The sequence below is a fragment of the Gordonia sp. DT219 genome (assembly GCF_049847065.1).
Classification (GTDB): domain Bacteria; phylum Actinomycetota; class Actinomycetes; order Mycobacteriales; family Mycobacteriaceae; genus Gordonia.
Map to the genome: position 1 here is coordinate 62,932 of NZ_JBNCNR010000004.1, position 26,274 is coordinate 89,205.

Genomic DNA, 26,274 nt, shown 5'->3' on the forward strand with positions numbered 1-26,274 from the left:
CCGACCGGGCTACAGGCCCAGTGCCCGGATCGTCTGCCGGTTGCACACGCTGCGCGGGTCGACGAAGGCGTCGTGGCCCTCGTCGCCGACCACGATGAGTTCGGCGGATTGGCCGCGTGCGGCCACCACCTCGACGTAATGCCTGCTCGACTGGACGGGGATGGCGGCGTCCCGGTCACCGTGGATCACCACGACGTGCGCGTCGAAGGGGCCTTGTTCGATGGGCGAGGCCGCCCGATACCGTTCGGGCGCCTGCGCATGGGGCCGCCCCATCAGTGCCTGCACCGACGGCCGCCCGGCCTGGCCCGCAGTCTCGAGGTCGAGTGCGGCCGACTGCGCGACGACGGTGGTGATCCGGGTGTTCGCAGTCCGGGCATCCAACTGCGCGGTGGCCCACACCGCGAGTTGGCCTCCGGCCGAATGCCCAACGACAGCAACCGAATTCCAGTCCACACGCTCGGCGACCGCACGGTCGCACGCGTTGGGGACGGCGCCGTCGAGCGCCCGGATCGCGGCGATGACATCACGTCCGGTGTTCGGCCAGCCGCCGCCGTCCTCGCCGATACGCCGGTATTCGACGTTCCAGACCAGCGCCCCGCGTTCCGCGTACTGCCGGGCGATGGCCGATTCGATCGTCAACGAGAATTCGGTGGTCCAGTATCCGCCGTGGATGAGCACGACCGGCCGTACGGTCGCGGGCAGATCGGCCTCGGCCGCGGCGTGGTACAGATGCCCGAACTGCGAGTTCGCCTCGCCATAGGCGATCGTGGTCCGATGCACCGCGCATCGTCTCACCGTGCCCACCGGTCGGTGAGGACCCCCAGGGCGCCCAGCGCCACCGACGCGGCCGTCGAGGTTCGCAGCACCTCCGGTCCGAGGATCACCGATCGCGCGCCGAGTGCGGTGAGGTCGGCGATCTCGCTGTCATCGAGGCCGCCCTCGGGACCGACCACCAGCATGATCGCGGACGCCTCGGCCAGCGGCAGTTCACGAATCGGCGTCGCGCCCTCCTCGTGCAGAACGGCGACCACCCCGTGACCGGCCATCGTCTCCGCGGCGTATGCGCGCACGTCGATCGTGGTGGCGAGCTCGGTCACCTCCGGAATCCAGGGCCGACGACTCTGTTTGGCGGCAGCCGATGCCGCGGTACGCCACTTGGCCACCCCTTTGTCGGCCTTACCCGCCCAGCGGGCGACGCACCGCGCGGACTGCCAGGGAACGATGCGATCCACCCCGGCCTCGGTGGCCAGGTCGACGGCCAACTCGGATCGCTCGGACTTCGGTAGTGCCTGCACGAGCGTGACCATGGGTTGGGGCCGATCGGTGAACGTGAAACGGTGCGCCACCACACGCAGCGCATCCTTGCCCTCGACGGCGCTCACCTCGCAGGACGCCATGGCCCCGGCACCGTCCCCGAGCAGCAACGACTCACCGGGACGCAGCCGTGCGACGGTCACCGCATGCCGGCCTTCGCGACCGGAAAGGACCATCGACGCGCCGGCCGGCGGTACCTCCTCGACCCAGAACAGCGGCGGACTCACGTGGTCGGACCGATCAGCGTCCGGCGAAGGCGTTGCGCAGCCGGGAGAACAACCCGCCCGGCCCCGCCGCCGCCGAGGTGGTCACGAGATCGATCGAGTCGTCGGAGGCATCGCGTAACGCCGTCAGTGCTTCGGTCTGCGCGGCCGTGAGCTTGCCGGGCACCGTGACATCGAGATGTACGTGCAGCGCACCGCGTACTCCGGTGTTCACATGCGGCATGCCCTGCCCGCGCAGTTTGACGACCTGGCCGGGCTGCGTGCCCGGCTCGACGGTGACCGTGGCGGTATCGCCGAGGATCGTGGGCACCTCATAGCTCCCGCCGAGCGCGGCGTCGGCGATCGGCACCCGCAGGGTGCAGTGCAGGTCGTCCTTGTCCCGGATGAAGACCTCATGCGGACGCTCGCCGACCTCGACGTAGAGGTCGCCGGCCGAACCCCCGCCCGGGCCGACCTCGCCCTGGCCGACCAGCCGGACCCGCATCCCGCTCTCGATGCCTGCCGGGATCCGCACCGTCATGGTCCGCCGTGATCGCACTCGGCCCTCGCCGCCACATTTGGGACAGGGATCGGGGATGATCTCGCCGGTGCCATGGCAAGTGGGGCATTCGCGTACCGTCATCACCTGGCCGAGCAGGGAACGCTGAACAGCCTGGATCTCACCCGCACCCCTACAGGTATCGCAGGTCACCGGCTTGGAGTCGCCGTGGGTCCCCGATCCGTGGCAGGTGTCGCACAGGATCGCGGTGTCGACGGTGATCTCCTTGCTGACCCCGGCCGCGCATTCCTCGAGGTCGAGTTCGACTGCGACCAACGCCGGTTCACCCGGCTGCACGCGGGACCGCGGTCCGCGGCTACCACCGAAACCGCCGCCGAACCCACCGCCGGAGCCGAAGAACGCCTCGAACACGTCCCCGAGGCCCCCGCCCCCGAAATTTGCGCCGAATCCACCCGCTCCCGGACCAGCCAGCGGATCTCCGCCGGCGTCGACGATCCGGCGCTTCTCGGGGTCACTGAGCACCTCGTAGGCGGTGGTGACCTCTTTGAAGCGCTCTTCTTCGCCCGGGTTCACGTCGGGGTGCAGCTTGCGGGCCATCTGCCGGTAGGCCCGCTTGATCTCCTGGTCGCTCGCACCTTTGGCGACGCCCAGGGTTCCGTAGTAGTCAGTTGCCACGGTTGTCTCGGTCCTTCGTTCTTCAGCTCACGTATCGTGCCGGGGACGCATATAGGTCCCGGCACCTGGGACATACGACGCGACGCGGCGTCGGCCACCACAACCGTCACGGGCCGCGTTCGGGCGTCGGAGGTCACCGCTCGGCGAGCACCTCGCCCACATACTTGGCAACGGCCGCAACCGACGCGATGGTTCCCGGATAGTCCATGCGGGTGGGCCCGACGACGCCGACTCCGCCGAACACGGTGCCCGAAGCACCGTACCCCGTCGACACGACCGAGGTGCCACGCAGGTTCTCCGTCTGGGTCTCCTCACCGATCTGCACGGTGACCCGCCCCATCCGCTGGCTTGTCGCGAGCAGCTTGAGCACCACGACCTGCTCTTCGAGTGCTTCGAGAACCGAATCCATGCCGCCGGTCAGCGGCGCGAAATCGGCTGCCGCCCGTGCGAGATTCGAGGTCCCGGACAACACCACCCGGTCTTCGCCGCGTTCGACGAGCGTCTCGACGAGCACTGTCGCCACGTTGACGGTCGCGACACGGATGTCGGCGGGGGCGTTGTTGGCCACCTCGGCCACTGCGGCGGACGCCTCCTCGAGCCGTTTGCCGTGCAGTGCCACGGAGAACATGTCGCGAAGCCGCACGATGTCGGCGTCGTCGAGATCCTGCGCGAGCGCCACCATGCGCTGCTCGACGCGCCCGGTGTCGGCGATGACGATCAGCAACAGCCGCGACGGCGACAGGGTGATCACCTCGAGGTGACGCACCGACGCCGTGGAGAGCACCGGGTACTGGATGACGGCCACCTGCCGGGTGAGTTGCGCGAGCAACCGCACCGATCGGCGCAGCACGTCATCGAGGTCGACCCCGGAATCGAGCACCGACAGGATCGCGCGCCGCTCGGCCGACGACAGCGGTTTGACCTCGCTGATGCGGTCGACGAACATGCGGTAGCCCTTGTCGGTGGGCACGCGTCCCGAGCTCGTGTGGGGCTGCGCTATGTAGCCCTCGGCTTCGAGCACCGCCATGTCGTTACGGACCGTGGCACTCGAGACACCGAGTTGATGCCGCTCGACGAGTGCCTTCGATCCGATCGGTTCCTGGGTGGAAACGAAGTCGGTGACGATGGCGCGAAGGATCTCGAACCGCCGTTCATCGGTGGTCGACACCGGCCAGACCTCCTCTCGAGCGCCCGCTGCCCTACAGTGGGTGCGTTCCAGTCTACGAAACCGCCGCATCTACCGAACCGGAGCACGCAGTACGGTTGCGCGTGACCCGCCCGCGAGGCGTAGTCGTCGAACATCTCGATCACCGCCCCAACGACCACAGGAAGAGTCCCGATGATCTTCAAAGGCGTCCGGGAGGGCAAACCCTACCCCGATCATGCGTTGACGCATCGTGGTTGGGCCAAGATCCCGCCCCGGCAGTTCCGGCTCGATGAACTGATCACCGTCACCACGGTCCTCGCGCTCGACAAGCTGCTCAGTGAGGACTCCACTTTCTACGGCGACCTGTTCTCGCATGTGGTGCGCTGGAACGGCAATCTCTACCTCGAGGATGGCCTGCACCGGGCAGTTCGCTCGGCTCTGCGCAATCGCACCGTCGTGCACGCCCGGATGCTCGACCTCGACGCGCTCGACCTGCACCCTGATGCGCCACCCCTCGACGAGCAGCTGGCCACCGAAACCGACGAACTCCCCCTCACCCGCGGCGAGTTGCCGCCGCGGGATGCGTCGCCGGGCGGCGGTCACCGGCGGGCGGCACGTGCGACCGGATGGACCCTGCCGCGGCGGTGAGGCCGATTCAGGACCTTTCGCCGGCGACAAGGATGTCGCGCACCACCGCGTCGGCGAGCAGCCGGCCGCGGTCGGTGAGGACCAGCATCCGGCCGACCGGCCGGAGCAGCCCGCGCTCGGTGAACCGCTCGGCGGCCGACAACTCGGCGGCGTCGAGATCATCGCGTCGCAGTCCGCTGCGGCACCGCGCGGTCAGCATCACCGACTCGACGTGCCGGTCCGCCGGCGTCAGCACCTCATGGGCCGCCACCGGCAGGTCGCCGTCGGCCAGCGTCGTCGCGTAGCGCGCCGGGTGTTTGAGATTGGACCACCGCACCCCGTTGACGTGCGAGTGCGCACCCGGCCCCACCCCCCACCAGTCGTGGCTGTACCAGTAGGCCAGATTGTGCCGACACCACGCCGGCTCGGAGGTCGCCCAGTTCGATACCTCGTACCAGTCGAAACCGTTGGCGCCCAGCCGTTCATCGATGCGCGCGTACCGCGCGGCGAGTACGTCGTCGTCGGGCGCAGGCAGCTCGCCGCGCCGCACCCGGCGCGCCAGAGCGGTACCGTCCTCGACGATCAGCGCATACGCCGACACATGATCGACCGGCACGGACAGGACCGCATCCAGACTCGCATCGAGGTCGGCATCGGTCTCGCCAGGTGTGCCGTAGATGAGGTCGAGATTGATGTGGGCGAATCCGGCGTCGGCGGCCTCGCGCGCAGCGGCCACCGCGCGGCCCGGCGTGTGGGTGCGGTCGAGCGTGGCCAATACATGCGGCGCCGCCGACTGCATCCCCAGCGAGATGCGGGTGAATCCGGCCGCACGCAGCCGCGCGAAGAACTCCGGCGACGTGGATTCGGGATTGGATTCGGTGGTGACCTCGGCATCGTCGGCGAGCTCGAACCGACTGCGAACCGCAGCGAGCACCCGCGCCAATCCGTCGTCACCCAGCAGTGACGGGGTGCCGCCGCCGACGAAGATCGTCGAGACCTTCCGGGCGGGCGCGAGCATCCCGGCCGCGAGATCGAGTTCGCGGGTCACCGCCTCGAACCACGAATCCGGCGACGCCGAGGACCCCAGCTCCCCCGCGGTGTAGGTGTTGAAGTCGCAGTAGCCGCACCGGGAAGCACAGAACGGCACATGCAGGTAGAGCCCGAATGGGCGGTCGGGTTCCACCGCGCCGCAGGCCGTCCGGATGTCCTGCGGCGCGAGAGGGGCGGATATGGACGTCACGTCCCCATGATGCGCGCGCATCCGGTGGGACCGAAATCGGACGTCGAGGCGGCCATGACCTCGAGATCACGCTCGCGCCCGCCCGCGGGAATACCCATGTCGCCGCATGCCTTGGTCTCCAACGACATCACCGCTGCGCCGTCGACCCTTCTGGCCCGCCCGACATCGATGCAGGCCAGTTTGCCTCAGCGTGGTGAAAAGTATTCCCAAGTAGACGCCGGACGGAGGCACGTGGCACTATGGAGTGCGTGAATTTCCCCGGGGTGTGGCTCGCCGCGCGACGCCACGTCGATCTCAAGCGCGTCTGCAGCGCTTCCTGTCGTCGCTAGACGACGTCCGGCCCCGGAGAACAACCGCATTTCTCGCCGCGGTAATGCCGCCACGTCACAGCCCAGACCGTGCGATCGCCGGTGCTCGCGTGCCGGTACAGGAGAATTCATGACGTCAACGACGGACCTCACCGAGGCGAACGGTTCGCCCGTACCCGAGAAGTCCGGCCCCGCCCGGCGGAACCGGCCGACGCGTACCGCCGGCACCCCCAACGGCGGCGACCCCGCCGGCGGCACCGGAGGCGACGAGCGGGCCGTCCGCAAGAAGACGCGCCCGGCCAAACGACGCGCCGAGGGCCAATGGAAACTCGGCTATCGCGAACCACTCAACGCCAATGAGCAGTCCAAAAAGGACGACAACCCGCTCAACGTGCGCGCTCGCATCGAAAACATCTATGCCAGGCAGGGATTCGACTCGATCGACAAGGGCGACCTGCGCGGCCGCTTTCGCTGGATGGGTCTCTACACCCAGCGCACCCAGGGCTACGACGGCACCTACACCGGCGACGACAACGCCGACCTCCTCGAGGCCCCGTATTTCATGATGCGGGTGCGCACCGACGGCGGTCAGCTCGATCTCGCCCAGGTACGCACACTCGCCGGCATCTCCCGCGATTTCGCCCGCGGCACCGCCGACGTCACCGACCGCCAGAACATCCAGTTCCACTGGATCGAGATCGAGAACGTTCCGGAGATCTGGCGCCGCCTCGAGGAAGTCGGCCTCGAAACCACCGAGGCCTGCGGCGACTGCCCGCGCGGCATGCTCGGCTCCCCCCTGGCCGGGCTCCATCCCGATGAGGTCGTCGACGCGACGCCGGCACTGCGAGAGATCAAGCGCCGCTACATCGGTGACCCCGAGTACTCCAATCTGCCGCGCAAGTTCAAGACCGCCGTCTCCGGCCTGCAGGACGTCGTCCACGAGATCAACGATGTCGCGTTCGTCGGCGTCGTGCATCCTGAACACGGTCCCGGCCTGGACCTGTGGGTCGGTGGCGGGCTGTCCACCAATCCGATGCTCGCCCAGCGCGTCGGCGCATGGATCCCGCTCGACGAGGTTCCCGACGTCTGGGAGGGTGTCGTGGCCATCTTCCGCGACTACGGATACCGCAGGCTGCGTTCCAAGGCCCGCCTCAAATTCCTCATCAAGGACTGGGGCATCGAGAGGTTCCGTCAGGTCCTCGAGGACGAGTACCTGCACCGCAAGCTCATCGACGGACCGGCACCCACGCCGCCGACGCACCCGATCGACCACGTCGGCATCACCGATCTGACCAACGGGCTCAAGGCCGTCGGCTTCTCTGCGGTATCCGGACGACTCTCCGCCGAGCTCCTCGACGCCATTGCCGACGCCGCCGAGAAGGCGGGCAGCGACGACGTCCGACTCACCCCGTACCAGAAACTCGTGGTGGTCAACGTCGGCGACGACAAGGTCGCCCAACTCGAAGCGGATCTGACCGTCGTCGGGCTCACCGCCCGCCCGTCGATCTGGCGGCGCAACCTCATCGCCTGCACCGGCCTGGAGTACTGCAAACTCTCGTTCACCGAGACCCGAAGCCGCTCACAGAGTCTCGTACCGCTACTCGAGGAGCGGATGGCCCAGCTCAATGAAACCCTCGACGTCCCGGTCACCATCAATTTCAACGGCTGCCCCAATTCCTGCGCGCGCGTGCAGGTCGCCGACATCGGCCTGAAGGGACAGCTCATCGACGACGGGAACGGAAAACCAGTGGAGGGCTTCCAGGTTCACCTCGGTGGAAGCCTCGGCGAGGATTCGGCCTTCGGACGAAAGTTGCGTCAGCACAAGATCTACGCAACCGAGGCCAACGAATACATCGAGCGGATCGTGCGCAACTTCGCCGAGCAGCGAACCAACGGTGAACGATTCGCGCAGTGGGCCGTTCGCGCCGACGAGGAGGCATTGCGATGAGCACCACCACCGACACCACCGCCCGCGACACCACGCCGGCCGGCCGCCGGTTCGGAAAAGACGAACTGCGCGCACTCGCCGAGCAGGGTGCCGCCGAACTCGGGTCCGACGCGACTCCCGAGGAGCTACTGGCCTGGACCGCGCGGACTTTCGGTGACAACTTTGTCGTGGCCTCCAACATGCAGGACGCCGCGCTGGTGGATCTCGCCGTCAAGCACGTCGATCAGGAACTGCTGGGCGGGGATCCGGTCAAGGTGTTGTTCCTCGACACCGGTTACCACTTCGCCGAAACCATCGGCACCCGGGACGCGGTCGAGCAGGTCTACGGCGTCGAGATGGTCGATCTGACCCCCGAGCACAGCGTCGCCGAGCAGGATGAACTGTTGGGCCGCAATCTGTTCGCGCGGGATCCCGGCGAGTGCTGCCGGTTGCGAAAGGTGGTGCCGCTCAAGGCTGGTCTGCAGGCATACGACGCGTGGGTGACCGGCATCCGTCGGGTGGAGGCACCCACTCGCGCCAACGCGCCGCTGATCTCCTTCGACGAAGGCTTCGGCCTGGTCAAGATCAACCCGATCGCCGCCTGGTCCGACGAGCAGATGCAGGACTACATCGACGCCAACGGTGTGCTCGTCAATCCGTTGGTCGACGAAGGCTATCCCTCCATCGGGTGTGCCCCGTGCACGGCCAAACCCGAACCCGGATCCGATCCGCGCAGCGGCCGCTGGGCCGGCCGCGCCAAGACAGAATGTGGGTTACACGCATGACCGTCACCGATTCCTCCACCGACCCCGCCTCCGTGGCCGTCGGCGCGCTCGCCGACACCGACGAGTTCACCACCCTCGATGCACTCGAGTCCGAGGCGATCCACATCTTCCGTGAGGTCGCCGGCGAGTTCGAGCGACCGGTGATCCTGTTCTCCGGCGGCAAGGACTCCACCCTGTTGCTGCATCTGGCACTCAAGGCGTTCTGGCCGGCGCCGCTGCCGTTCTCGCTCCTGCACGTCGACACCGGCCACAACCTGCCCGAGGTCCTCGAGTTCCGCGATCAGGTGGTCGCGCGTCACGATCTGCGCCTGCATGTGGCCAAGGTCGAGGACTATCTCGCCGACGGACGCCTGACCGAGCGCCCCGACGGTGTCCGCAACCCACTGCAGACCATCCCGTTGCTCGATGCGATCACCGAGAATCGCTTCGACGCGGTCTTCGGCGGTGGCCGCCGCGACGAGGAGCGCTCGCGCGCCAAGGAGCGGATCTTCTCCCTGCGCAACGCTTTCGGCCAGTGGGACCCGAAACGTCAGCGCCCCGAGTTGTGGAATCTCTACAACGGCCGCCACGCCCCGGGCGAGCATGTGCGCGTGTTTCCGCTCTCGAACTGGACCGAGCTCGACGTGTGGCGTTACATCGCCCGCGAGCAGGTGCTGCTGCCCCAGATCTACTACGCCCACCAGCGGGACGTGTTCGAACGCGACGGCATGTGGATGACCCCCGGACCGTGGGGTGGACCGCGCGAGGGCGAACAGATCCGACGACTCTCGGTGCGTTACCGCACCGTCGGTGACGGATCGTCGACCGGCGCGGTGCTCTCGGACGCCGCCGACAACGAGGCCGTCCTCGCCGAGGTCGCCGCGTCGCGACTGACCGAGCGCGGCGCCACCCGCGGCGACGACCGGGTGTCCGAAGCAGCGATGGAAGACCGAAAACGTGAAGGATACTTCTGATGGCGAACAACACTCTCGGACACGTCCCCGATCTGCTGCGCATTGCGACGGCCGGCAGCGTCGACGACGGCAAGTCGACCCTCGTCGGACGGCTGCTCTACGACACCAAATCGGTTCTCGCCGACCAGATCGACGCCGTCACCAAGGCCTCGGTCGACCGCGGCCTCGCCGGTCCGGACCTCTCGCTGCTGGTCGACGGACTGCGCGCCGAACGTGAGCAGGGCATCACGATCGACGTGGCCTACCGCTACTTCGCCACCCCCACACGCTCATTCGTGCTCGCCGACACGCCCGGGCACGTCCAGTACACCCGCAACACCGTCTCCGGCGCATCCACCGCACAGCTGGTCATGCTGCTCGTCGACGCCCGCAATGGTGTTGTCTCCCAGACACGTCGACATGCGGCGGTGATGGCGCTGCTCGGGGTCCCGCAACTGGTGCTGGCCGTCAACAAGATCGACCTGGTCGACGACGCCGCGAGCGTTTTCACCGAGATCGCCTCGGAATTCCGCGATCTCACCCGAACGTTGGGTTGGTCTGACGATCAGGTGACCGCAATCCCGGTGTCGGCGCTACACGGCGACAACATCGCCATCCGGTCGCAGAACACACCGTTCTACGATGGCCCCACCCTGATCGAGTTCCTGGAGACGGTCCCGAACGGCACCGATGCGGCGACCGGACACAAGCATTCCGAGGTGGGCCTGCGATTCCCGGTGCAGTATGTGATCCGTCCCCGCACCACCGAATACCCGGACTACCGCGGTTATGCGGGTCAGATCGCAGCCGGGCGCGTCTCGGTCGGCGACCAGGTGGTGGTGCTGCCGTCCGGCGTCCGGACGACGGTCACCCAGATCGACACGGCCGATGGACAATTGGCCACCGCCCACACCGGCCGGAGTGTCACGTTGCTCCTCGCCGACGATGTCGACATCTCGCGCGGTGACCTCATCGCCTCGGCCGGCGACGCGCCCGAGCCGGTCCAGCAGTTCTCCGCCACCGTCTGCTGGCTGGCCGACAAGCCGCTGCGCCCAGGTGCCCGGCTACTGCTCAAACACGGCACCAAGACCACCCAGGCCATCGTCGGCACCCTCGACGTGCTGTTCGACGAACAGAATCTGGCGCTCACCGACGCACCGGACACATTGGAGCTGAACCAGATCGGTCGCATCACCGTACAGACAGCCGAGACGATCCCCGCCGACGACTACCAGGTCAACCGCGAATCGGGCAGCTTTCTGTTGATCGATCCGCAAGGTGGCAACACGCTGGCCGCCGGCCTGGTCGGCGACGCGCTCGCGTCGCTGCACCTCAAAGAGCTGGTGTGAGTCCGACCCTGTTGCTCGTCGCGCACGGCAGCCGTGATCCCCGATTCGGGGACACGGCCCGCCGGGTGCGAGATGCGGTGGCACAGCGTTTGCCGCATGTGGAGGTCCGGCTGTCCTACCTCGGTCTCGACGAACCCACGGTGGCCGACTCGATCTCCTCGGTCGACGGCGAGCTGGTGATCGTACCGCTCCTCCTGGCGCCCGGGTATCACAGCGAGATCGATCTGCCCCGCATCGTCGCCGCCGAATCTACGCCGGCCGCGGTGGTGATCACCGACGTGATCGGTCAGGCCTCGCTGACCTCGGCGCTTGCCGACCGGCTGGCGCAGGCCGGGCCCGGCGACTCCGACGGGATCCTTGTCACCGCGGTGGGATCGTCGAATCCCGCTGCGGCGCTTGTGGTTCGGCGTCGCGCGATCGAGCTGTCCACTCGCCTGCACCGACCGGTCGACGTGGTCTTCGCGACCCAGCTCGGTCAGGACGAGATCAAGCTGCGGGGCGCCCTTCGCCGACTGTCGGCGGCCGGGGCCCATCGGATCGCGCTGAGCCCGTACTTCCTGTCCGCCGGATTGCTGATCGAACGCGTGGAGGAAGCCCTCGACCGACTCGCCCCGGGCGCGTTGGTGGCCGGTCCCCTCGGGGCACATCCCCACGTCGTCGTCGCCATCCTCGATCGCTACCGAACGGCACTGCCGCGGTTGCGGTCCGGGGATCTGACCGCCGAGCAGCGGACCTGAACCGAACGCCCGCGCCGCCACCTGGCGTGTGTCTGCTTGCTCAGCTATCGGTCAGCGCCGCCACCTTGGTCGCCCGCGCATAGATCGTCTCGCCCGCCTGCAGATTCAGGGCGTTCTGGTCACCTCTGGTGATCTGTGCCACGAACTCCTCACCGGAGGCCGCCGACACGAGTTCCACCCGCGTCTCGAAACCCAGGTTCACCACTCGTTGAACGGTGGCCCGCAGGACACCGGTGTCGAGCGTCGGATCGGTTGCCGGCCATGCCAACTCGGGGGTGCGACCGATCCGGATGTCGTGCGGCCGGACGAGTTCGCCGTTGAGACGCACCGTGGAACCGAGGAACGACGCCACGAACGGATTGACCGGGCGGTCGTAGAGATCGTCGGGAGATCCGACCTGTTCGATCCGGCCCTTGTTCAGGACGGCGATGCGGTCGGAGACGTCGAGCGCCTCCTGCTGATCGTGGGTGACCAACACCGTCGTCACGTGCACTTCCTCGTGCAGACGACGCAACCATCGGCGCAGTTCGTCACGGACCTTGGCATCGAGCGCACCGAACGGTTCGTCGAGCAGCAGCACCTTGGGATCGACGGCCAGCGCACGCGCCAATGCCATGCGCTGCCGCTGCCCGCCGGAGAGTTGGGCGGGGAATCGCCTCTGGAACACCGTGAGTCCGACGATCTCGAGAAGTTCGTCGACCTTGGCATCCACCTCGGCCTTGGGCCGCTTGCGGATCTTGAGGCCGAAGGCGATGTTGTCGCGGACCGTGAGGTGCTTGAACGCGGCGTAGTGCTGGAAGACGAATCCGATGTCACGCTTTTGCGGCGCCTTCTTCGACACGTTGTCGCCGTTGATGATCACGGTTCCCGAGTCGAGGGCGTCGAGGCCGGCGATCGCGCGCAGCAGCGTCGACTTCCCCGAACCGGACGGACCGAGGAGCGAGGTCAGCTGACCGTCGGGGATGTCGATGGACACATCATCGAGGGCCGCGAAGTCGCCGTAGCGCTTGTTCGCGCCGATCACCGAGATGGACATGTCAGACGCCTTTCTGGCGGGCGGTGAGATTCTCTGGAACACGCTCGGCGACAAGCTGATGCGCATCGATCGCTTCCGGGCCGTGCGGCACCGTCAGCTCGGCTTCGACCACGGCGTCCGCGCCGGTCGACTCGCTGGCATCGGCCAGCCGGGACCTGGCACGCCGGTCGACGAACGACATCAGGACCAGCACCACGATCGCGACGAACATCAACAGCGTTGCGGCCGCATACGCACCGAATTCGTTGTAGTCGTCGGTGTAGCGGGAGTTGACCAGCAGCGTCAGGGTCTGGGAGATGCCCGGATAGTTCGACGACACCATGGTGACCGCCCCGTACTCACCGAGCGCTCGCGCCACCGTCAGCACGATGCCGTAGGTCAGGCCCCACCGGATCGCCGGCAATGTCACACGCCAGAAGGCCTGCCAGGCATTGGCTCCGAGAGTTGCTGCGGCTTCTTCCTGTTCGGTACCGATCTCCCGCAGGACCGGCTCCACCTCACGCGCGACGAACGGCAAGGTGACGAACAGCGTTGCGAGTACGAGTCCCGGGAATCCGAAGATGACGCGGAAGCCGAGACTCTCCACACCCCCGAACCAGCCGCCGTATCCCCACAACAGGATCAGGGCCACACCGGCGACGACCGGCGACACCGCGAACGGCAGGTCGACGACCGCCTGCAGCAGTCCCTTGCCGGGAAAGCGTCCACGTGCCAGGGCGAGTGCGGTGAGTACGCCGAACACGACGTTGAGCGGAACGACGATGACCACGATCAGCAGACTCAACTGCAGGGCCGAGATCGCCGCCGGGGTGGTGATCCAGTCCCAGAACTGCACGATCCCGTGCTCGAAGGAGCGGTAGAAGATGGTGCCGACCGGCACGATCAACAGGATGAACAGATAGACGAGCGCAACGGTACGCAGCCCATAGCGGGCCAGCGGGGATACCTTCATCGATCCGCATCCTCCCGAGTCGACTGCCGCCGGCCCGCGATACGCAGGATCAACAGCGTCACGAAGGCTATGAGCAGCAGCACCACCGAGATCGCCGCGGCGTTGACCGGCGCATCGATCTCGATCTGCTGCTGGATGTACTGCGAGGCCACCTGGGTCTCGCCGGGGATGTTGCCGCCGATCAGCACGACCGAGCCGAATTCCCCGATCGCCCGGGTGAAGGCGAGTCCGGCTCCGGTCAGGATCGACGGGAGCAGCGCGGGCAGGATGATCTTGCGGAACGTCGTCCAATTCTTGGCGCCCAGAACCGCAGCGGCCTCTTCGACGTCGACGTCGAGTTCGAGAAGCACCGGCTGCACCTGGCGGACCACGAACGGCAGTGTGACGAAGGTCAGCGCGATCACCAGTGCCGGCTTGGTGGCGTTGAGCTGGATGTCCAGTGGACTGTTGGGTCCGTACAGGGAAAGCAGCACGAGGCTGGCCACAATCGTCGGCAGCGCGAACGGCAGGTCGATGATCGCGTTCACGAATCCCTTGCCGGGGAAGTCATCTCGCACCAACACCCACGCGATGATGGTGCCGAAGACCACGTTGATGGCCGCCGCCACCACCGACACGAGCACCGTGATCCCGAGTGCGTCGAGAGCGGCCGGCGCGGTGACCGCATCCCAGAACCCGCTCCACCCGTCGTCAAAGGAATGCACGGTGATCGCGGCGAGCGGCAGCAACACGATGATGCTGAGCCACAGCCACGCCACCCCGATGGTCGCGGGGCTGACACCGGTGAAAGTGCGTGCGCGTCCGAGAAACCCACCAGGCGGCCGTGATTGCGGGCGTTCGCCCGCGTCCGGGGTGGTCGTCGAGACGTTCGAGGTCACTGTCTGCCCCCTGCGTCGTAGATCTTGGTGATCGCACCGCTGGTCCCGAACAATGCCGAGTCGACGGCCTTCCAGCCGGTGAGGTCCACGCCGTCATTTTCGGCGGCGGTCCCGGCACCGAGGACCTTACCGAGATCTTTGATGGTCCACAGCTTCTCGATGGTGCCGGGGAACAGGTCGCGGGTCTCGGCGATCACCGACGGCACCACCGGACGGAAACCCTGCTTCGCCCAGATCCGCTGCGCCTCGTCGGTGAACAGGTAGCCCACAAATGCGCGCGCCGCCGCGAGATCCTTGGTGGTGTTGACGATCGCGACCGGATTCTCGATCTTGAACGTCTGCGGCGGGATGAGGTACTCGACCTGGTTCTGCGGGCTCGCGTCCGCGTTCGCCCGGTCGAGCATGATGGCCTCGTTCTCATAGCTGATCAGCACGTCGCCCTGCCCCTGCTCGAAGGCCGTGGTGGCCTCACGACCGGATTTCGGGACGACGCGCACATGGTCACGCACGAGTTCCGACACGTAGTCGAGGCCGGCCTGCGGATTGCGTCCGCCGTTGCTCAACGCCGCGTACGGGGCGAGCAGGTTCCACTTCGCCGAACCCGAGCTGCCCGGATTCGGGGTGACCACCTGAACGCCCGGCTTCAGCAGGTCGTTCCAGTCGTGGATGTTCTTCGGGTTGCCCTTGCGTACGACCAGTGCGACGACCGAACCGAATGGCGTGCTGTTGTTGGGCTCCTGCTTCTTCCAGTCCTTGTCGACCAGGCCGGCCTTCACCAGCCTGGTGATGTCGGGTTCGACCGAGAAGTTCACCACATCGGCCGGAACTCGCCGGGCCACCTTGCGGGACTGGTCACCGGAGGCACCGTAGGACGAGGAGAAGCCGATGTCGGCGCCTGCTGCGGTTGCCCGAAAGGCCGGGATGATGTGGTCGAAACCGGGTTTGGGCGTCGCATACGCCACGAGGTCGAGGTGACGGCTGCCGCTGGAGATGTCCACACCACCGGGTTCGTCGGTGGAACCACCGCCGCAACCGGAGAGCGCGGTCATCGCGAGGGCCAGCAGAAGCACCAGTACCGGCGTACTGCGTCGCGAGATGACGGCAGCGCTCACTGACACGTTCCTCCATGATTGGGCTGTGCGCGATCCGATCCCGAACGCCGATCGGGTCCGAGGGACAGCGGAGGTCTCCATCGACCACTGCCCCGGCGGACGACTCACGCTAGCAATCACATCGGGCCGGACTGACCCGCTCGGACGTCCCTCTTTACCCGGCCGCGCCGAGATGCTATCGCGTCAGGAGCCAGGCGAGCAGGATGAGAACGACCAGCGCCAGCAGCGCCCAGGTCACACGTGAACGGATCACCGGTTACAAACCCTTCCTGTCCTCATCGGCGAAGCGTCGCCGATCGATCACCGACATCACGCCGTCGACCAGCGCATTCAGCACAATCGCGACGAGGATGGCGCATGGCACCAGAACGACGAGGGTGACCAGCAGCTGTGGCACGAAGGCCAGGCCGGTCAGCCATTCCTCCACGCCATCCCACCAGGCGAGTAGGCCGCTCACAGTGATCTCCTCATCCATCGGCGGTCGTCGCCGGAATTTCGTTCAGCATGATTGGAAATCCCGGTTCGTACGATTCGGGCTCGTCGTCCGGGGCTGCCCGGACCGCGTGTCATGGTATCGCCACCACAGGTGATGGCCCGCCGGTCCCCTCGACCGTACGCCGTGGACGCGTACGGTCCACTTCCCAGCAGGTTCGGCGATCGGTTGCCGGTCCGGGGAACCCGTCCGGTCAGTCCGGGCGATCGAGCCGCCACGATTCGTAGGCGCGTGGGTCGTCGATGGGTTCCATGTGGATGGTGACCCGGAGATGGTCGAGCGCTCCATGTAATTCGGTCTCGACCCGTTCGGCGAGGTCGTGTCCACGGTCGATGGTCCACTCACCCGGCACCAGCATGTGCATCTGCAGGAATCGCTCATGGCCGGACTCTCTGGTCCGGATGTCGTGGAAGTCGATCCGCTGTGCCCGGAACACGTTGAGGACTGCGTCGATTTGCGCCAGGTCCTCATCTGGCAGCGCGGCGTCGAGGAGCCCTCCACCCGATCGCCACACGAGCCGGCCACCGACGACGAGGATGTTGATCGCGACGAGTATCGCGACGATCGAGTCCAGTGGCTGCCATCCGATCACGATCACCAGGAGCACTCCGACGACCACGCCGACGGTGGTCCACACGTCGGTCAGCAGATGCTTGCCGTCTGCCTCGAGGGTCATCGAGCGGTGCCTTCTACCTGCTCGGAGCAGGACCACGGCGACGGCGCCATTGATCACCGTCGCGACGACCGAGATCACGAGTCCCAGCCCCAGCGCCTCGAGTTCGGCCGGATGCAGCAGACGATCGACGGCGGCCACGATGATGGCGATCGCCGCGGCAACGATCAGTACGCCCTCGAACACTGCCGAAAAGTACTCGGCCTTGGCGTGACCGAAGTTGTGTTCGGCGTCGGCAGGTCGCGAAACCACCCGCAGCGCAAGGAATGCTGCGATGGCTGCGGCCAGGTTGACCAGTGATTCCAGTGCATCCGACAGCAGACCGACCGAGCCGCTGACCCGCCAGGCCACCAGCTTCAACACGATCACGACGATGGCGGTCGCGATACTCAGCAGCGCGTAGGGCGTCAGATCCTGACGCGTCTGGGCGGACCCGGAAGCCATGGGCTCATTCCATCACGATCGTCGGGGCCGTCGGCTTCCCGCTCAACGATTTGCTTCCCGCTCGACGAGATCATCGAGCGGGAAGCAAATGAGTGCGCGGGAATCACTGGGGATGCCTCTGCGCACCCTCACCCGACCAGGCCGCGCCGGCGCATCAACGGACCGATCTCCGGCCGGTGGCCGATCAACTCTTCGTGCGCTGCGAGCGGTTCCACACTGTCGCCGCGCGACAGCGTCGACTCGGCGAACCGTCTTCCGTTCTCCCGGCGCAGACCGCCCCCGGCCAGGAACCAGCGTTCGGTCTCCGCGTCGAGTACCTCCGACCAGATGTAGGAGTAGTAGCCGGCCGAATACCCGCCGCCGAAGATGTGATTGAAATAGGCGCTGCGATATCGCGGGGGGATCAGGTCGGTGCCGACACCGGATTCGCTCAGCGCCCGTGCCTCGAACTCCTCGACATCGTCGACCGCGTCGGCTTCCTCGACCGAGAGCCGGTGCCATGCCAGATCGAGAGCCGACGCCGCCAGGTATTCGATGGTGCCGTGGGCGGTGTCGGCGCCGGCGTTCGCACGGGCGGCATCGGCGAGCTCGTCGGGAATCGCCTCACCGGTCTCATGGTGACGCGCGTAGTTCGCGAGGACCTCGGGGTGCAATGCCCACATCTCGTTGACCTGCGAAGGGAATTCGACAAAGTCCCGGGGCACCGACGTCCCCGACTGCGACGGATAGTCGACTGCCGACAACAGGCCGTGCAACGCATGCCCGAACTCGTGGAACAACGTGGTGAGCTGGTCGATGCTCAGCAACGCCGGCTCACCATCGGCGGGCTTGGGCACGTTGAGGACATTCACGACGATGGGCCGGGTCGCCAGGACAGACGACTGGTCCACGATGTTGTTCATCCAGGCGCCACCACGCTTGGACGGTCGCGCGAAGTAGTCGCCGAGGAACAGCCCGATGCTGGTGTCGTCCTGGTCGAAGACCTCCCAGATACGGACGTCGGGGTGGTAGGCACGCAGGTCGGGGCGTTCGGTGAACCGCAGACCGTAGAGCCGGCCGGCCGCGAAGAACACTCCCCTGGTGATGACCGTGTCGAGTTCGCAGTAGTCGGCGAAGCCGTCGAGATCCACCGGAGCACTCGAACGACGCTGTTGTGCAAGCCAATACGTCGCATCCGCGGCGCCGACCTCGACCGAGGAATCCTGGCGACGCGCGAACTCGGTGAGCGCAGCCAGCTCTTTGTCACCGGCCACCATCGCCGAGGAGATGAGTTCGCCGAGCAGGTCATCGACCGCGGCCGGATCCGGTGCGGTCTGCTCGTCGATCACGTATTCGGCGTGATCGCGATATCCGAGCAGCTGTGCGCGCCGCGCCCGCAACCGCACGATCTCCAGAATGAGCTCGCGGGTGTCGAACTCGTTGCCGCGTGAGCAACGCGATACCGATGCGTCGAAGACCCGCCGGCGTGTGGCCGGATCGGAGAGCTCGGTGAGCACCGATTGGCTGGTCGGCAGTTCCAGACCGATCAGATACCCCAAGTCGTGCCCGGCCTGCTCAGCGGCGCGCCGCGCCGACGCGAGATAGCCGGTCCCGAGGCCGGCCAACACCGCGACATCGTCGGCGTAGACCGCCGACGCGTTGGTGTCGTCGAGAATCCGCTGCGAGAAGGTGGTCGTCAGATATGCCAGGCGCGCAGAGATCTCGCGCATCTCCTGCTGCCCGGGCGCGTCGAGCGCCGCCCCCGCGCGCACGGATTCGCGGTAGCGCGTTTCCAACAAGCGCCGCTGAGGTTCGCTCAGTCCGAGATCGGCGATACGCGCGTGGAGGTCCGAGATCCGGGCGAACAGCGCCGGATTCATGGCGACGGTGTTCCCATGATCGGTCAGCCGGGTGGAGAGTTCCTGGGAGATCGCGTTGCGTTCGGGGTTGGCGTCCGACCCGACGAGATTGAAGAAGATCCCCGACGCCCGCGCAAGATCGCGCCCCGACAACTCCAGCGCCTCAATGGTATCGGTGAATGTCGCCGGTTCGGGCAGCTCGGCGATCTCGGCCACCTCGTCGAGATGTGCGGCCATCGCCGCGGTGAAGGCGGGCAGGAAGTCGTCGTCGGAGATCGAGGCGAAGTCGGGCAGTCCGTGTGGAAGTTCACTATGCGCCAGAACCGGATTAACCTTCGGCCCGCTCGATGTCATCATTTTCCCTTCGGCTTGTCACCCTGCGAATCCGTCGACAGCGCCGCCACGAACGCCTCCTGTGGCACATCGACCCGCCCGATCGTCTTCATGCGCTTCTTGCCTTCTTTCTGCTTCTCCAGCAGTTTGCGCTTACGACTGATGTCACCGCCGTAGCATTTGGCGAGAACATCCTTACGGATCGCCCGGATATTCTCGCGCGCAATGATCTTCGCTCCGATGGCCGCCTGGATCGGTACCTCATACTGCTGACGAGGGATCAGTTCTTTCAGCTTGAGCGCCATCTTGTTGCCGTAGGTGTAGGCCGCGTCACGGTGCACGATGGCGCTGAACGCGTCGACGGCTTCGCCTTGCAACAGAATGTCGACCTTGACCAGGTCGGCCTCCTGTTCACCGGCCTCCTCATAGTCCAGACTGGCGTAACCACGGGTCCGGGACTTCAGCGAGTCGAAGAAGTCGAAGATGATCTCGGCCATCGGCATGGTGTAGCGCATCTCCACCCGCGTCTCCGACAGATAGTCCATGCCGCCGAGCTCACCACGCCGCGACTGGCACAATTCCATGATGGCGCCGATGAATTCGCTCGGAGCGATGATCGTCGTCTTGACGATCGGCTCGAAGATGTTGCGGGCCTTGCCCTCAGGCCAATCCGACGGATTGGTGACGATGTGTTCGGCACCGTCCTCCATGACCACCCGGTACACGACATTGGGCGCAGTGGAGATCAGGTCGAGATCGAATTCGCGCTCGAGTCGCTCCCTGGTGATCTCCATGTGCAGCAGCCCGAGAAACCCACAACGGAAACCGAACCCGAGCGCCACCGACGTCTCCGGGTCATAGGTCAGCGATGCATCGTTGAGCTGCAGTTTGTCAAGCGCATCACGCAGCACCGGATAATCCGATCCGTCGACCGGGTACAGCCCCGAATAGACCATCGGCCGCGGTTCGCGGTAGCCGGTCAGCGGCTCGGTTGCGCCGTTCCGGGCGGCGGTGACCGTGTCACCGACTTTGGATTGGCGCACATCCTTGACGCCGGTGATGAGATAACCCACCTCCCCGACACCGAGACCCTTCGACGGCTTCGGGTCCGGCGAGACGATGCCGACCTCGAGCAGCTCGTGGGTCGTACCGGTCGACATCATCGCGATCTTCTCTCGGGGAACGACCTTCCCGTCGACCACACGCACGTAGGTGACCACACCCCGATAGGTGTCGTAGACCGAATCGAAGATCATCGCCCGCGGCGGCGCGTCGGGATCGCCCTGCGGGGCCGGAACCTGCCGGATGACCTCGTCGAGTAGCGCGGGCACCCCCACGCCGGTCTTTCCCGACACCCGCAGGACGTCGTCGGGTTCGCAGCCGATGATGTGCGCGATCTCTGCGGCATATCGGTCGGGATCGGCCGCAGGCAGGTCGATCTTGTTGAGCACCGGAATGATGGTCAGATCGTTGTCCATCGCGAGATACAGGTTCGCCAGCGTCTGCGCCTCGATGCCCTGTGCGGCGTCGACCAGCAGCACGGCCCCTTCGCACGCCTCGAGCGCACGCGAGACCTCGTAGGTGAAGTCGACGTGCCCGGGGGTGTCGATGAGGTGCAGCACGAATTCCTCGACGGTGCCGTCCGCGCGCGTCACCGTCCAGGGCAGCCGCACGTTCTGCGCCTTGATGGTGATACCGCGCTCACGCTCGATGTCCATCCGGTCGAGGTACTGCGCGCGCATGTCCCGGTCCGCGACCACACCGGTGAGCTGCAGCATCCGGTCGGCCAGGGTCGACTTCCCGTGGTCGATGTGCGCGATGATGCAGAAGTTCCTGATCTGCGCGGGATCGGTGAAGGTGGTGTCGGCGAAGCTGGGAATCGGACTACTCCTCGGTCAGAACACGGTGCTGCTTCCCACCAGTTTCTCATGCGAGCCCGACCTGGCGCCGGGGCCACGGTCTGACCGGGCGCGATAGCGTGGGACCCGTGCCTGCGCCCACGACCGAACTCGTCGACGACGATGACGTCGTCGCCACCGTCCACCATCCTGCGCAGTCCGCGATTGCGACCGTAATCCTGGCCCACGGGGCCGGCGGAAACCGGGACAGCGCGATCCTGGTGGCTTATGCCGACGAACTGTGCGCGCGGAGCCTGACCGTCGCGCGGATCGACCTTCCCTACCGGCAACGACGCCCGAAGGGTCCGCCCAGTCCATCGACGGCCGCCGCCGATCGTGACGGGATCCGGGCGGCGTGCGCGGCATTGCGGGGGCATTCACGCGGCCCCCTGATCATCGGTGGCCACTCCTACGGGGGACGCCAGGCGTCCATGGTCGTCGCCGAGGATGGCGGCGCCGCGGCAGCCGGTCTGCTACTCAGCTCATATCCGCTGCATCCGCCGGGCAGACCGGACCGGTTGCGGACCGAACACCTGCCGTCGATCACCATCCCGACCCTTGTCGTCCACGGTGCGTCCGATCCGTTCGCGGCCACCGACGAGATCCGGGCGGCCCTCGAGTTGATCCCCGCACCGACACATCTGGTGGAGATCGACAAGACCGGCCACAGCCTCGACCCGACGAAGAAGCCGACCGCTACGCTCGCCGCCGATGCCCTCGAGGCGTTCCTGCTGCCGCGGATCATCACATGAGGCGCCGAATCAGCCGTGCCACCGCCGAGCTGGCGCGGGCGGTCAGCTACTCCCCCGACCTCGACGGCGCGGCCGATCCGGGCGAGATCGTCTGGACCTGGGTCGAATTCGAGGACGACCCGACCCAGGGGAAAGATCGCCCGGTCCTTGTGGTCGGCCGTGATCGAAACGAGGAGCAGACCGACGACGTCCTCGGACTCATGTTGTCCAGCAAGGAGTATCACCGCGACGACGCCAACTGGGAGTCGCTCGGTTCCGGCGCCTGGGATACGCAGCACCGGGAGAGCTTCGTACGTCTCGACCGGGTGCTCGTCGTCGACGCCGACGGCATCCGCCGCGAGGGCGCGATCCTGCCGCGCGAGCAATTCGACGCGGTCGCAAGCCGATTGCGCCACAGCTACGGCTGGCGATGATCACGCCAGCCGCGTGATCTCCACGACGACATCGAGATCGGTGGCCTGCCCGCCGGTGTAGATGCCCTTGAGCGGCGACACGTCGGAGTAGTCGCGTCCGACCCCCACCGACACGTGTTGCTCGGTGATCGACGTGAAGTTGGTCGGGTCGAATCCCCACCACCCACCGGTCCACGCCTCGATCCAGGCATGACTCTGGCCTTCGACCGTCTTGTCCACGGCCGCTTCGGGTTCGGGGTGCAGATAGCCCGACACGTAGCGGGAAGGTATGCCGAGGCCACGCAACATCAGCAGGGTGAGGTGCGCATAGTCCTGACAGACGCCCTTGCGCTCATTCCACGCGTCGACGGCGGTGGTATGGACCCCGGTGGTGCCCGGTACGTACTCCATCTCGTCGTAGACATACCGGCAGACCGCCTCGACTGCCTCCTCCGGGTCGAGGCCCTTGACCAGTCGTCGCGCGGCAGCGGTCAGCGATCGATTGCGCGGCACATACGTTGTGTTCGAGAGCGTCTCGTCGTACCGGTCCTCGACGTCTGTGTTCCGGATGCCTTCCCAGTCACGTCTGCGTTGGGCCCCGGGACGGTCGCCGGCTTCGGTCTCCACGACCGACATGCCCGACACCTCCAGTTCCTCGTGTGGCGCATGGAGATCGAAGGCGGTGACCGCCGACCCCCAGTAGTCGGTGTAGCGATAGGAACGGGTCGCCGGGACGGTTTCCACCCGGTTCACGATGACGTTCTGCCTGCCATCGCTACGCGGCGTCAGGCGGGCTTCGTTGTAGGACGAGGTGACCGGATTCTTGTAGGCGAATCCCGTCGAATGCACGACCCGCAGTCGCCAGCTCACAATTCACTCTCCTCGATGACATGTTCTTCACCGTCGCTGACCCGGGCATCCGCCCACGACACGTATGGGGAGACATGGAAGTACTGGGCGGTGACCGCCTCGTTGACCGCGCGACAGGTGTCCTGCAGATCCAGCAACCGCTCCTGCAGACCATCCAGCAGATCCCCTGGCTCCAGGAACTCCAGCGAACTGCGTGCGCGACCGAGCAACAACAACGCCTCGGCCTGCGCGCCCGTACGGCTGGGCCCCTTCTCGAGATCGGCCAGGTGATGTTCGGCGACGCGGAGCGCATGGAACACCGATCGCGGAAACAGCCGGTCGAGCAACATGAATTCGACGATGTTCTCGGCGTTGATCACGCCCCGGTAGGTACGCAGAAAGGTGTCGTGGGCGCCGGCGGAGACCAGCACGTTGACCCAGGCGGGTGACCCGGCACGATCACCGGCGCGCGCGAGCAACATCCGGATCGTCATGTCCACGCGCTCGACCGAACGTCCCAGCAGGAGGTATCGGTAGCCGTCGTCGTGGCTCAGGGTGGCGTCGGCGAGGCCGGCGAACATGGCGGCCCGGTTCTTCACATACGACAGGAATTCGTGCGGGCCCAGGCGTCGCGACCGTCGCTCGGCGTCGGCGAGTCCGTTGTAGGTGGTGTTGAGACATTCCCACATCTCACTCGACGTGACTTCCCGGGCGCCCCGGGCATTCTGCCGTGCCGAGCGAATGAGGTCGACGATCGATCCCGTCGAACCCTTGGCGTAGGCCACCCGCTCGGTGAGCGCCCATACATCGAGTTCTGCGCCATTTGCCGGCGGGTCGAGACCCAGCACCTGGATCACCTGACGCACCGAACTGTCGACGTCGGCAGTGGCGTCCTCGAGCAGCTGGTGTATCGCCACGTCGAGTAGCCGTGCCATGTCGTCGGCACGCTCGACGTAGCGCCCGATCCAATAGAGCGACTCGGCGTTTCGGGCGAGCATCATCGGCCATCACCGCCTGGTGCGACCGGCACCGACTGCGTCTGCGTCATCGAACCCGTCGTCTGACTCTGGATGCCGTGGGATTGCATGCCCTGGGTCTGGATGCCGTGGGATTGCATGCCGTTGGTCTGAATGTCCTTGCTCTGCTGCTGTTGTTGTTGTTGGGTCTGGGCGACCAGCGGGTCAGGAGCACTCTCGGCAGGCCGCGCCGCCGCGACACTGCTCTTGGTGACCACCTTGGCGCCCGCGAGTTCACGTTCGCCCTCGGAGGAGCGCGTGGCCAGCACCCACGTGTCCTTGGACCCTCCGCCCTGACTCGAATTGACCACGAGCGACCCCTCCGGCAACGCCACCCGGGTGAGTCCTCCGGGCAGCACCCACACCGACTCGCCGTCGTTGACCGCGAACGGACGTAGGTCGACGTGGCGGGGACTGAGGTTGTCGCCGGCCTTGGTCGGCACCGTGGACAGCTGCACGACCGGCTGCGCAATCCAGCCGCGCGGGTCGGCGCGCACCTTACGGGCGAGTGTGTCGAGTTCGGCACCGGTGGCGTCGGGCCCGAAGACGATGCCGTAACCGCCCGATCCCTCAACGGGTTTCACGACGAGCTCGTCGATTCTGTCGAGTACCTCCTCGCATTCCTCGGGCAACCAGCACCGCAAGGTGTCGACGTTCGACAGGATCGGCTTCTCACCGAGGTAGTAGTCGATGATCTCCGGCACATAGGTGTAGATCAGCTTGTCGTCGCCGACGCCGTTGCCCACCGCCGACGAGATGACCACATTGCCTGCGCGCGCGGCGTTCAGCAGTCCGGCAACGCCGAGCATCGAGTCCGGACGGAACTGCATCGGATCGAGATATTCGTCATCGACGCGCCGATAGATGACATCGACACGCTGTTCGCCCTCGGTCGTCCGCATGTAGACGACGTTGTCGCGGCAGAACAGATCTCGGCCCTCGACGAGTTCCACTCCCATCAATCGGGCAAGCAGCGAATGCTCGTAGTACGCCGAATTCGCCACCCCCGGGGTGAGGACGACGATGTTCGGGTCGGCCTCGTTGAAGGCGGCCGAAGCGCGCAACGCCCGCAGCAGGTGGCTGGGATAGTCGGCCACGGCACGCACCTTGTGGGAGGAGAAGAGGTCGGGGAACACGCGAGCCATCGTGCGCCGGTTCTCCATCACATATGACACGCCGGATGGAGATCGCAGATTGTCCTCGAGGACCCGGAAATCTCCGTTCGCGTCGCGGATCAGGTCGATACCCGCGACATGTATGCGGACGCCGTTGGGCGGCCTGATGTTTGCCGCCTGCCGATGGAAGTGTTCACACGAATGAACCAGCCGTTTGGGCAACACGCCGTCACGCAGGATTTCCTGCTCGCCATAGACGTCGTCGAGGAAGAGCTCCAGCGCCTGCACGCGCTGGGTGATCCCGGCTTCGAGTTTGGACCACTCGCCGGCTGAAATCACCCGTGGCACAACGTCGAGCGGGAACGGACGCTCCATACCCGAGAGCGAGAATGTGATGCCCTGATCGATGAACGCACGTCCGAGAGCGTCGATACGTCCCTCGATGTCGGCACGTTCGGATTCGGCCATCACCTTGAAGATTCCGCGATAGGCCGGCCGCACGTCACCGTTGCCGTCGAACATCTCGTCGTAGGCCACGCCAAATGATCTAGCCGCCTCGTAGTCGGCGAAAATCCCTGTCTGCGTCGGCTTTACGACAACCTTCGCCGATTTCGCCTTCCCCTGCCGGGCATTCGGTGCCGATTTGGGCTCGACCTTGGCGGCCGGTGTACGCCCCGGGGCGGTCTTCGCGGTGGACGTCTTACGCACCTTCTTCGCGGGCGTATCCGT

At 66.3% G+C, this 26,274-nt stretch carries 26 protein-coding genes; 9 read left to right on the plus strand and 17 right to left on the minus strand.

All coding sequences use genetic code 11. The features are described 5' to 3' along the window. Positions 1-9: 9 nt before the first annotated feature. The 4 genes from ACPXB3_RS07795 to hrcA all read right to left on the minus strand — a co-directional run bounded on the left by ACPXB3_RS07795 (position 10) and on the right by hrcA (position 3,880). Positions 10-780: an alpha/beta hydrolase family protein gene (locus ACPXB3_RS07795; protein WP_425703648.1), complete on the minus strand. Its 771-nt coding sequence runs from the start codon at positions 778-780 to the stop codon at positions 10-12. An 11-nt stretch (positions 781-791) separates the two neighbouring features. Further along, positions 792-1,541 (minus strand): 16S rRNA (uracil(1498)-N(3))-methyltransferase, encoded by a 750-nt coding sequence (locus tag ACPXB3_RS07800; protein ID WP_425703650.1) that lies wholly within the window; start codon positions 1,539-1,541, stop codon positions 792-794. A 13-nt stretch (positions 1,542-1,554) separates the two neighbouring features. Continuing rightward, on the minus strand, positions 1,555-2,712 hold the full coding sequence (gene dnaJ, locus ACPXB3_RS07805; protein WP_425727290.1) for a molecular chaperone DnaJ: 1,158 nt from the start codon (positions 2,710-2,712) through the stop codon (positions 1,555-1,557). Between the two features lie 133 nt (positions 2,713-2,845). Beyond that, positions 2,846-3,880 (minus strand): heat-inducible transcriptional repressor HrcA, encoded by a 1,035-nt coding sequence (gene hrcA / locus ACPXB3_RS07810; RefSeq protein WP_425703654.1) that lies wholly within the window; start codon positions 3,878-3,880, stop codon positions 2,846-2,848. 171 nt (positions 3,881-4,051) lie between these two features. Between hrcA and ACPXB3_RS07815 the strand changes: the two genes are divergently transcribed. Then, positions 4,052-4,507, plus strand: coding sequence for a type II toxin-antitoxin system VapB family antitoxin (locus ACPXB3_RS07815; protein WP_425703656.1), 456 nt, complete (start codon positions 4,052-4,054; stop codon positions 4,505-4,507). Between the two features lie 7 nt (positions 4,508-4,514). On the opposite strand, the gene hemW is transcribed toward ACPXB3_RS07815, so the two are convergent. Both hemW and ACPXB3_RS07825 read right to left on the minus strand, forming a co-directional pair. Then, on the minus strand, positions 4,515-5,747 hold the full coding sequence (gene hemW / locus ACPXB3_RS07820) for a radical SAM family heme chaperone HemW (protein ID WP_425727291.1): 1,233 nt from the start codon (positions 5,745-5,747) through the stop codon (positions 4,515-4,517). Then, positions 5,723-5,854, minus strand: coding sequence for a hypothetical protein (locus tag ACPXB3_RS07825; RefSeq protein ID WP_425727292.1), 132 nt, complete (start codon positions 5,852-5,854; stop codon positions 5,723-5,725). The genes hemW and ACPXB3_RS07825 overlap by 25 nt, the downstream gene beginning before the upstream one ends. Before the next feature lie 310 nt (positions 5,855-6,164). Between ACPXB3_RS07825 and ACPXB3_RS07830 the strand changes: the two genes are divergently transcribed. Genes ACPXB3_RS07830 through ACPXB3_RS07850 form a run of 5 tightly spaced genes read left to right on the plus strand, consistent with a single transcriptional unit; the run spans position 6,165 to position 11,764 of the window. Beyond that, the gene (locus tag ACPXB3_RS07830; RefSeq protein ID WP_425727293.1) at positions 6,165-7,982 is read left to right on the plus strand and encodes a nitrite/sulfite reductase; all 1,818 of its coding nucleotides are present in this window, start codon (positions 6,165-6,167) and stop codon (positions 7,980-7,982) included. Continuing rightward, positions 7,979-8,746, plus strand: coding sequence for a phosphoadenylyl-sulfate reductase (locus ACPXB3_RS07835; protein WP_425703662.1), 768 nt, complete (start codon positions 7,979-7,981; stop codon positions 8,744-8,746). The genes ACPXB3_RS07830 and ACPXB3_RS07835 overlap by 4 nt, the downstream gene beginning before the upstream one ends. Then, positions 8,728-9,699, plus strand: coding sequence for a sulfate adenylyltransferase subunit CysD (gene cysD / locus ACPXB3_RS07840; RefSeq protein ID WP_425703664.1), 972 nt, complete (start codon positions 8,728-8,730; stop codon positions 9,697-9,699). The genes ACPXB3_RS07835 and cysD overlap by 19 nt, the downstream gene beginning before the upstream one ends. Further along, positions 9,699-11,027, plus strand: coding sequence for a sulfate adenylyltransferase subunit 1 (locus tag ACPXB3_RS07845; RefSeq protein WP_425703666.1), 1,329 nt, complete (start codon positions 9,699-9,701; stop codon positions 11,025-11,027). Before cysD ends, ACPXB3_RS07845 begins: the two co-directional genes overlap by 1 nt. Next, a complete protein-coding gene (locus ACPXB3_RS07850) occupies positions 11,024-11,764 on the plus strand; it encodes a sirohydrochlorin chelatase (RefSeq protein WP_425703668.1) in 741 nt (246 codons plus the stop codon). The genes ACPXB3_RS07845 and ACPXB3_RS07850 overlap by 4 nt, the downstream gene beginning before the upstream one ends. Before the next feature lie 40 nt (positions 11,765-11,804). Here the strand turns inward: ACPXB3_RS07850 and ACPXB3_RS07855 are convergent, their stop codons facing one another. The 8 genes from ACPXB3_RS07855 to lepA all read right to left on the minus strand — a co-directional run bounded on the left by ACPXB3_RS07855 (position 11,805) and on the right by lepA (position 21,403). After that, the gene (locus tag ACPXB3_RS07855; RefSeq protein ID WP_425703670.1) at positions 11,805-12,800 is read right to left on the minus strand and encodes a sulfate/molybdate ABC transporter ATP-binding protein; all 996 of its coding nucleotides are present in this window, start codon (positions 12,798-12,800) and stop codon (positions 11,805-11,807) included. Between the two features lies 1 nt (position 12,801). Continuing rightward, a complete protein-coding gene (gene cysW / locus ACPXB3_RS07860) occupies positions 12,802-13,752 on the minus strand; it encodes a sulfate ABC transporter permease subunit CysW (protein WP_425703672.1) in 951 nt (316 codons plus the stop codon). Beyond that, the gene (cysT, locus tag ACPXB3_RS07865) at positions 13,749-14,630 is read right to left on the minus strand and encodes a sulfate ABC transporter permease subunit CysT (RefSeq protein ID WP_425727294.1); all 882 of its coding nucleotides are present in this window, start codon (positions 14,628-14,630) and stop codon (positions 13,749-13,751) included. Before cysT ends, cysW begins: the two co-directional genes overlap by 4 nt. Continuing rightward, positions 14,627-15,679, minus strand: a complete 1,053-nt coding sequence (locus tag ACPXB3_RS07870) for a sulfate ABC transporter substrate-binding protein (RefSeq protein ID WP_425703974.1) — start codon at positions 15,677-15,679, stop codon at positions 14,627-14,629. The genes cysT and ACPXB3_RS07870 overlap by 4 nt, the downstream gene beginning before the upstream one ends. 319 nt (positions 15,680-15,998) lie before the next feature. Then, positions 15,999-16,199: a hypothetical protein gene (locus tag ACPXB3_RS07875; RefSeq protein ID WP_425703676.1), complete on the minus strand. Its 201-nt coding sequence runs from the start codon at positions 16,197-16,199 to the stop codon at positions 15,999-16,001. Between the two features lie 229 nt (positions 16,200-16,428). After that, a complete protein-coding gene (locus tag ACPXB3_RS07880) occupies positions 16,429-17,352 on the minus strand; it encodes a cation diffusion facilitator family transporter (RefSeq protein WP_425703678.1) in 924 nt (307 codons plus the stop codon). 128 nt (positions 17,353-17,480) lie between these two features. Next, on the minus strand, positions 17,481-19,547 hold the full coding sequence (locus ACPXB3_RS07885) for a M3 family metallopeptidase (RefSeq protein ID WP_425727295.1): 2,067 nt from the start codon (positions 19,545-19,547) through the stop codon (positions 17,481-17,483). Then, positions 19,544-21,403 carry a translation elongation factor 4 gene (gene lepA, locus ACPXB3_RS07890; RefSeq protein ID WP_425703975.1) on the minus strand — a complete coding sequence of 620 codons (1,860 nt, stop codon included), beginning with the start codon at positions 21,401-21,403 and terminating at the stop codon, positions 19,544-19,546. The genes ACPXB3_RS07885 and lepA overlap by 4 nt, the downstream gene beginning before the upstream one ends. On the opposite strand from lepA, the gene ACPXB3_RS07895 reads away from it, so the two are divergent. From ACPXB3_RS07895 to ACPXB3_RS07905, 3 genes are read left to right on the plus strand one after another with little or no spacing between them, the layout of a single operon-like run. Continuing rightward, positions 21,342-21,500 (plus strand): hypothetical protein, encoded by a 159-nt coding sequence (locus ACPXB3_RS07895; RefSeq protein WP_425727296.1) that lies wholly within the window; start codon positions 21,342-21,344, stop codon positions 21,498-21,500. The two genes, lepA and ACPXB3_RS07895, sit on opposite strands and share 62 nt — an antisense overlap. Position 21,501: 1 nt before the next feature. Continuing rightward, positions 21,502-22,173, plus strand: coding sequence for an alpha/beta fold hydrolase (locus ACPXB3_RS07900; protein ID WP_425703682.1), 672 nt, complete (start codon positions 21,502-21,504; stop codon positions 22,171-22,173). Beyond that, positions 22,170-22,586 carry a type II toxin-antitoxin system PemK/MazF family toxin gene (locus tag ACPXB3_RS07905; protein ID WP_425703684.1) on the plus strand — a complete coding sequence of 139 codons (417 nt, stop codon included), beginning with the start codon at positions 22,170-22,172 and terminating at the stop codon, positions 22,584-22,586. Before ACPXB3_RS07900 ends, ACPXB3_RS07905 begins: the two co-directional genes overlap by 4 nt. Here the strand turns inward: ACPXB3_RS07905 and ACPXB3_RS07910 are convergent, their stop codons facing one another. From ACPXB3_RS07910 to ACPXB3_RS07920, 3 genes are read right to left on the minus strand one after another with little or no spacing between them, the layout of a single operon-like run. Next, the gene (locus ACPXB3_RS07910; protein ID WP_425703686.1) at positions 22,587-23,435 is read right to left on the minus strand and encodes a transglutaminase family protein; all 849 of its coding nucleotides are present in this window, start codon (positions 23,433-23,435) and stop codon (positions 22,587-22,589) included. Then, on the minus strand, positions 23,432-24,415 hold the full coding sequence (locus ACPXB3_RS07915; protein WP_425703688.1) for an alpha-E domain-containing protein: 984 nt from the start codon (positions 24,413-24,415) through the stop codon (positions 23,432-23,434). Before ACPXB3_RS07915 ends, ACPXB3_RS07910 begins: the two co-directional genes overlap by 4 nt. Then, positions 24,412-26,067 carry a circularly permuted type 2 ATP-grasp protein gene (locus ACPXB3_RS07920; RefSeq protein WP_425703976.1) on the minus strand — a complete coding sequence of 552 codons (1,656 nt, stop codon included), beginning with the start codon at positions 26,065-26,067 and terminating at the stop codon, positions 24,412-24,414. Before ACPXB3_RS07920 ends, ACPXB3_RS07915 begins: the two co-directional genes overlap by 4 nt. Between the last annotated feature and the right edge of the window lie 207 nt (positions 26,068-26,274).

What these genes read in the sequence shown, in the direction of transcription:
- ACPXB3_RS07815 (WP_425703656.1), top strand. Translation starts at nt 4,052, where the DNA reads ATGATCTTCAAAGGCGTCCGGGAGGGCAAACCCTACCCCGATCATGCG.
- hemW (WP_425727291.1), bottom strand. Translation starts at nt 5,747, where the DNA reads ATGCGCGCGCATCATGGGGACGTGACGTCCATATCCGCCCCTCTCGCG.
- ACPXB3_RS07825 (WP_425727292.1), bottom strand. Translation starts at nt 5,854, where the DNA reads ATGTCGTTGGAGACCAAGGCATGCGGCGACATGGGTATTCCCGCGGGC.
- ACPXB3_RS07830 (WP_425727293.1), top strand. Translation starts at nt 6,165, where the DNA reads ATGACGTCAACGACGGACCTCACCGAGGCGAACGGTTCGCCCGTACCC.
- ACPXB3_RS07835 (WP_425703662.1), top strand. Translation starts at nt 7,979, where the DNA reads ATGAGCACCACCACCGACACCACCGCCCGCGACACCACGCCGGCCGGC.
- cysD (WP_425703664.1), top strand. Translation starts at nt 8,728, where the DNA reads ATGTGGGTTACACGCATGACCGTCACCGATTCCTCCACCGACCCCGCC.
- ACPXB3_RS07845 (WP_425703666.1), top strand. Translation starts at nt 9,699, where the DNA reads ATGGCGAACAACACTCTCGGACACGTCCCCGATCTGCTGCGCATTGCG.
- ACPXB3_RS07855 (WP_425703670.1), bottom strand. Translation starts at nt 12,800, where the DNA reads ATGTCCATCTCGGTGATCGGCGCGAACAAGCGCTACGGCGACTTCGCG.
- cysW (WP_425703672.1), bottom strand. Translation starts at nt 13,752, where the DNA reads ATGAAGGTATCCCCGCTGGCCCGCTATGGGCTGCGTACCGTTGCGCTC.
- ACPXB3_RS07870 (WP_425703974.1), bottom strand. Translation starts at nt 15,679, where the DNA reads ATGACCGCGCTCTCCGGTTGCGGCGGTGGTTCCACCGACGAACCCGGT.
- ACPXB3_RS07880 (WP_425703678.1), bottom strand. Translation starts at nt 17,352, where the DNA reads ATGGCTTCCGGGTCCGCCCAGACGCGTCAGGATCTGACGCCCTACGCG.
- ACPXB3_RS07885 (WP_425727295.1), bottom strand. Translation starts at nt 19,547, where the DNA reads ATGATGACATCGAGCGGGCCGAAGGTTAATCCGGTTCTGGCGCATAGT.
- ACPXB3_RS07895 (WP_425727296.1), top strand. Translation starts at nt 21,342, where the DNA reads ATGATGCAGAAGTTCCTGATCTGCGCGGGATCGGTGAAGGTGGTGTCG.
- ACPXB3_RS07905 (WP_425703684.1), top strand. Translation starts at nt 22,170, where the DNA reads ATGAGGCGCCGAATCAGCCGTGCCACCGCCGAGCTGGCGCGGGCGGTC.
- ACPXB3_RS07915 (WP_425703688.1), bottom strand. Translation starts at nt 24,415, where the DNA reads ATGATGCTCGCCCGAAACGCCGAGTCGCTCTATTGGATCGGGCGCTAC.
- ACPXB3_RS07920 (WP_425703976.1), bottom strand. Translation starts at nt 26,067, where the DNA reads ATGTTCGACGGCAACGGTGACGTGCGGCCGGCCTATCGCGGAATCTTC.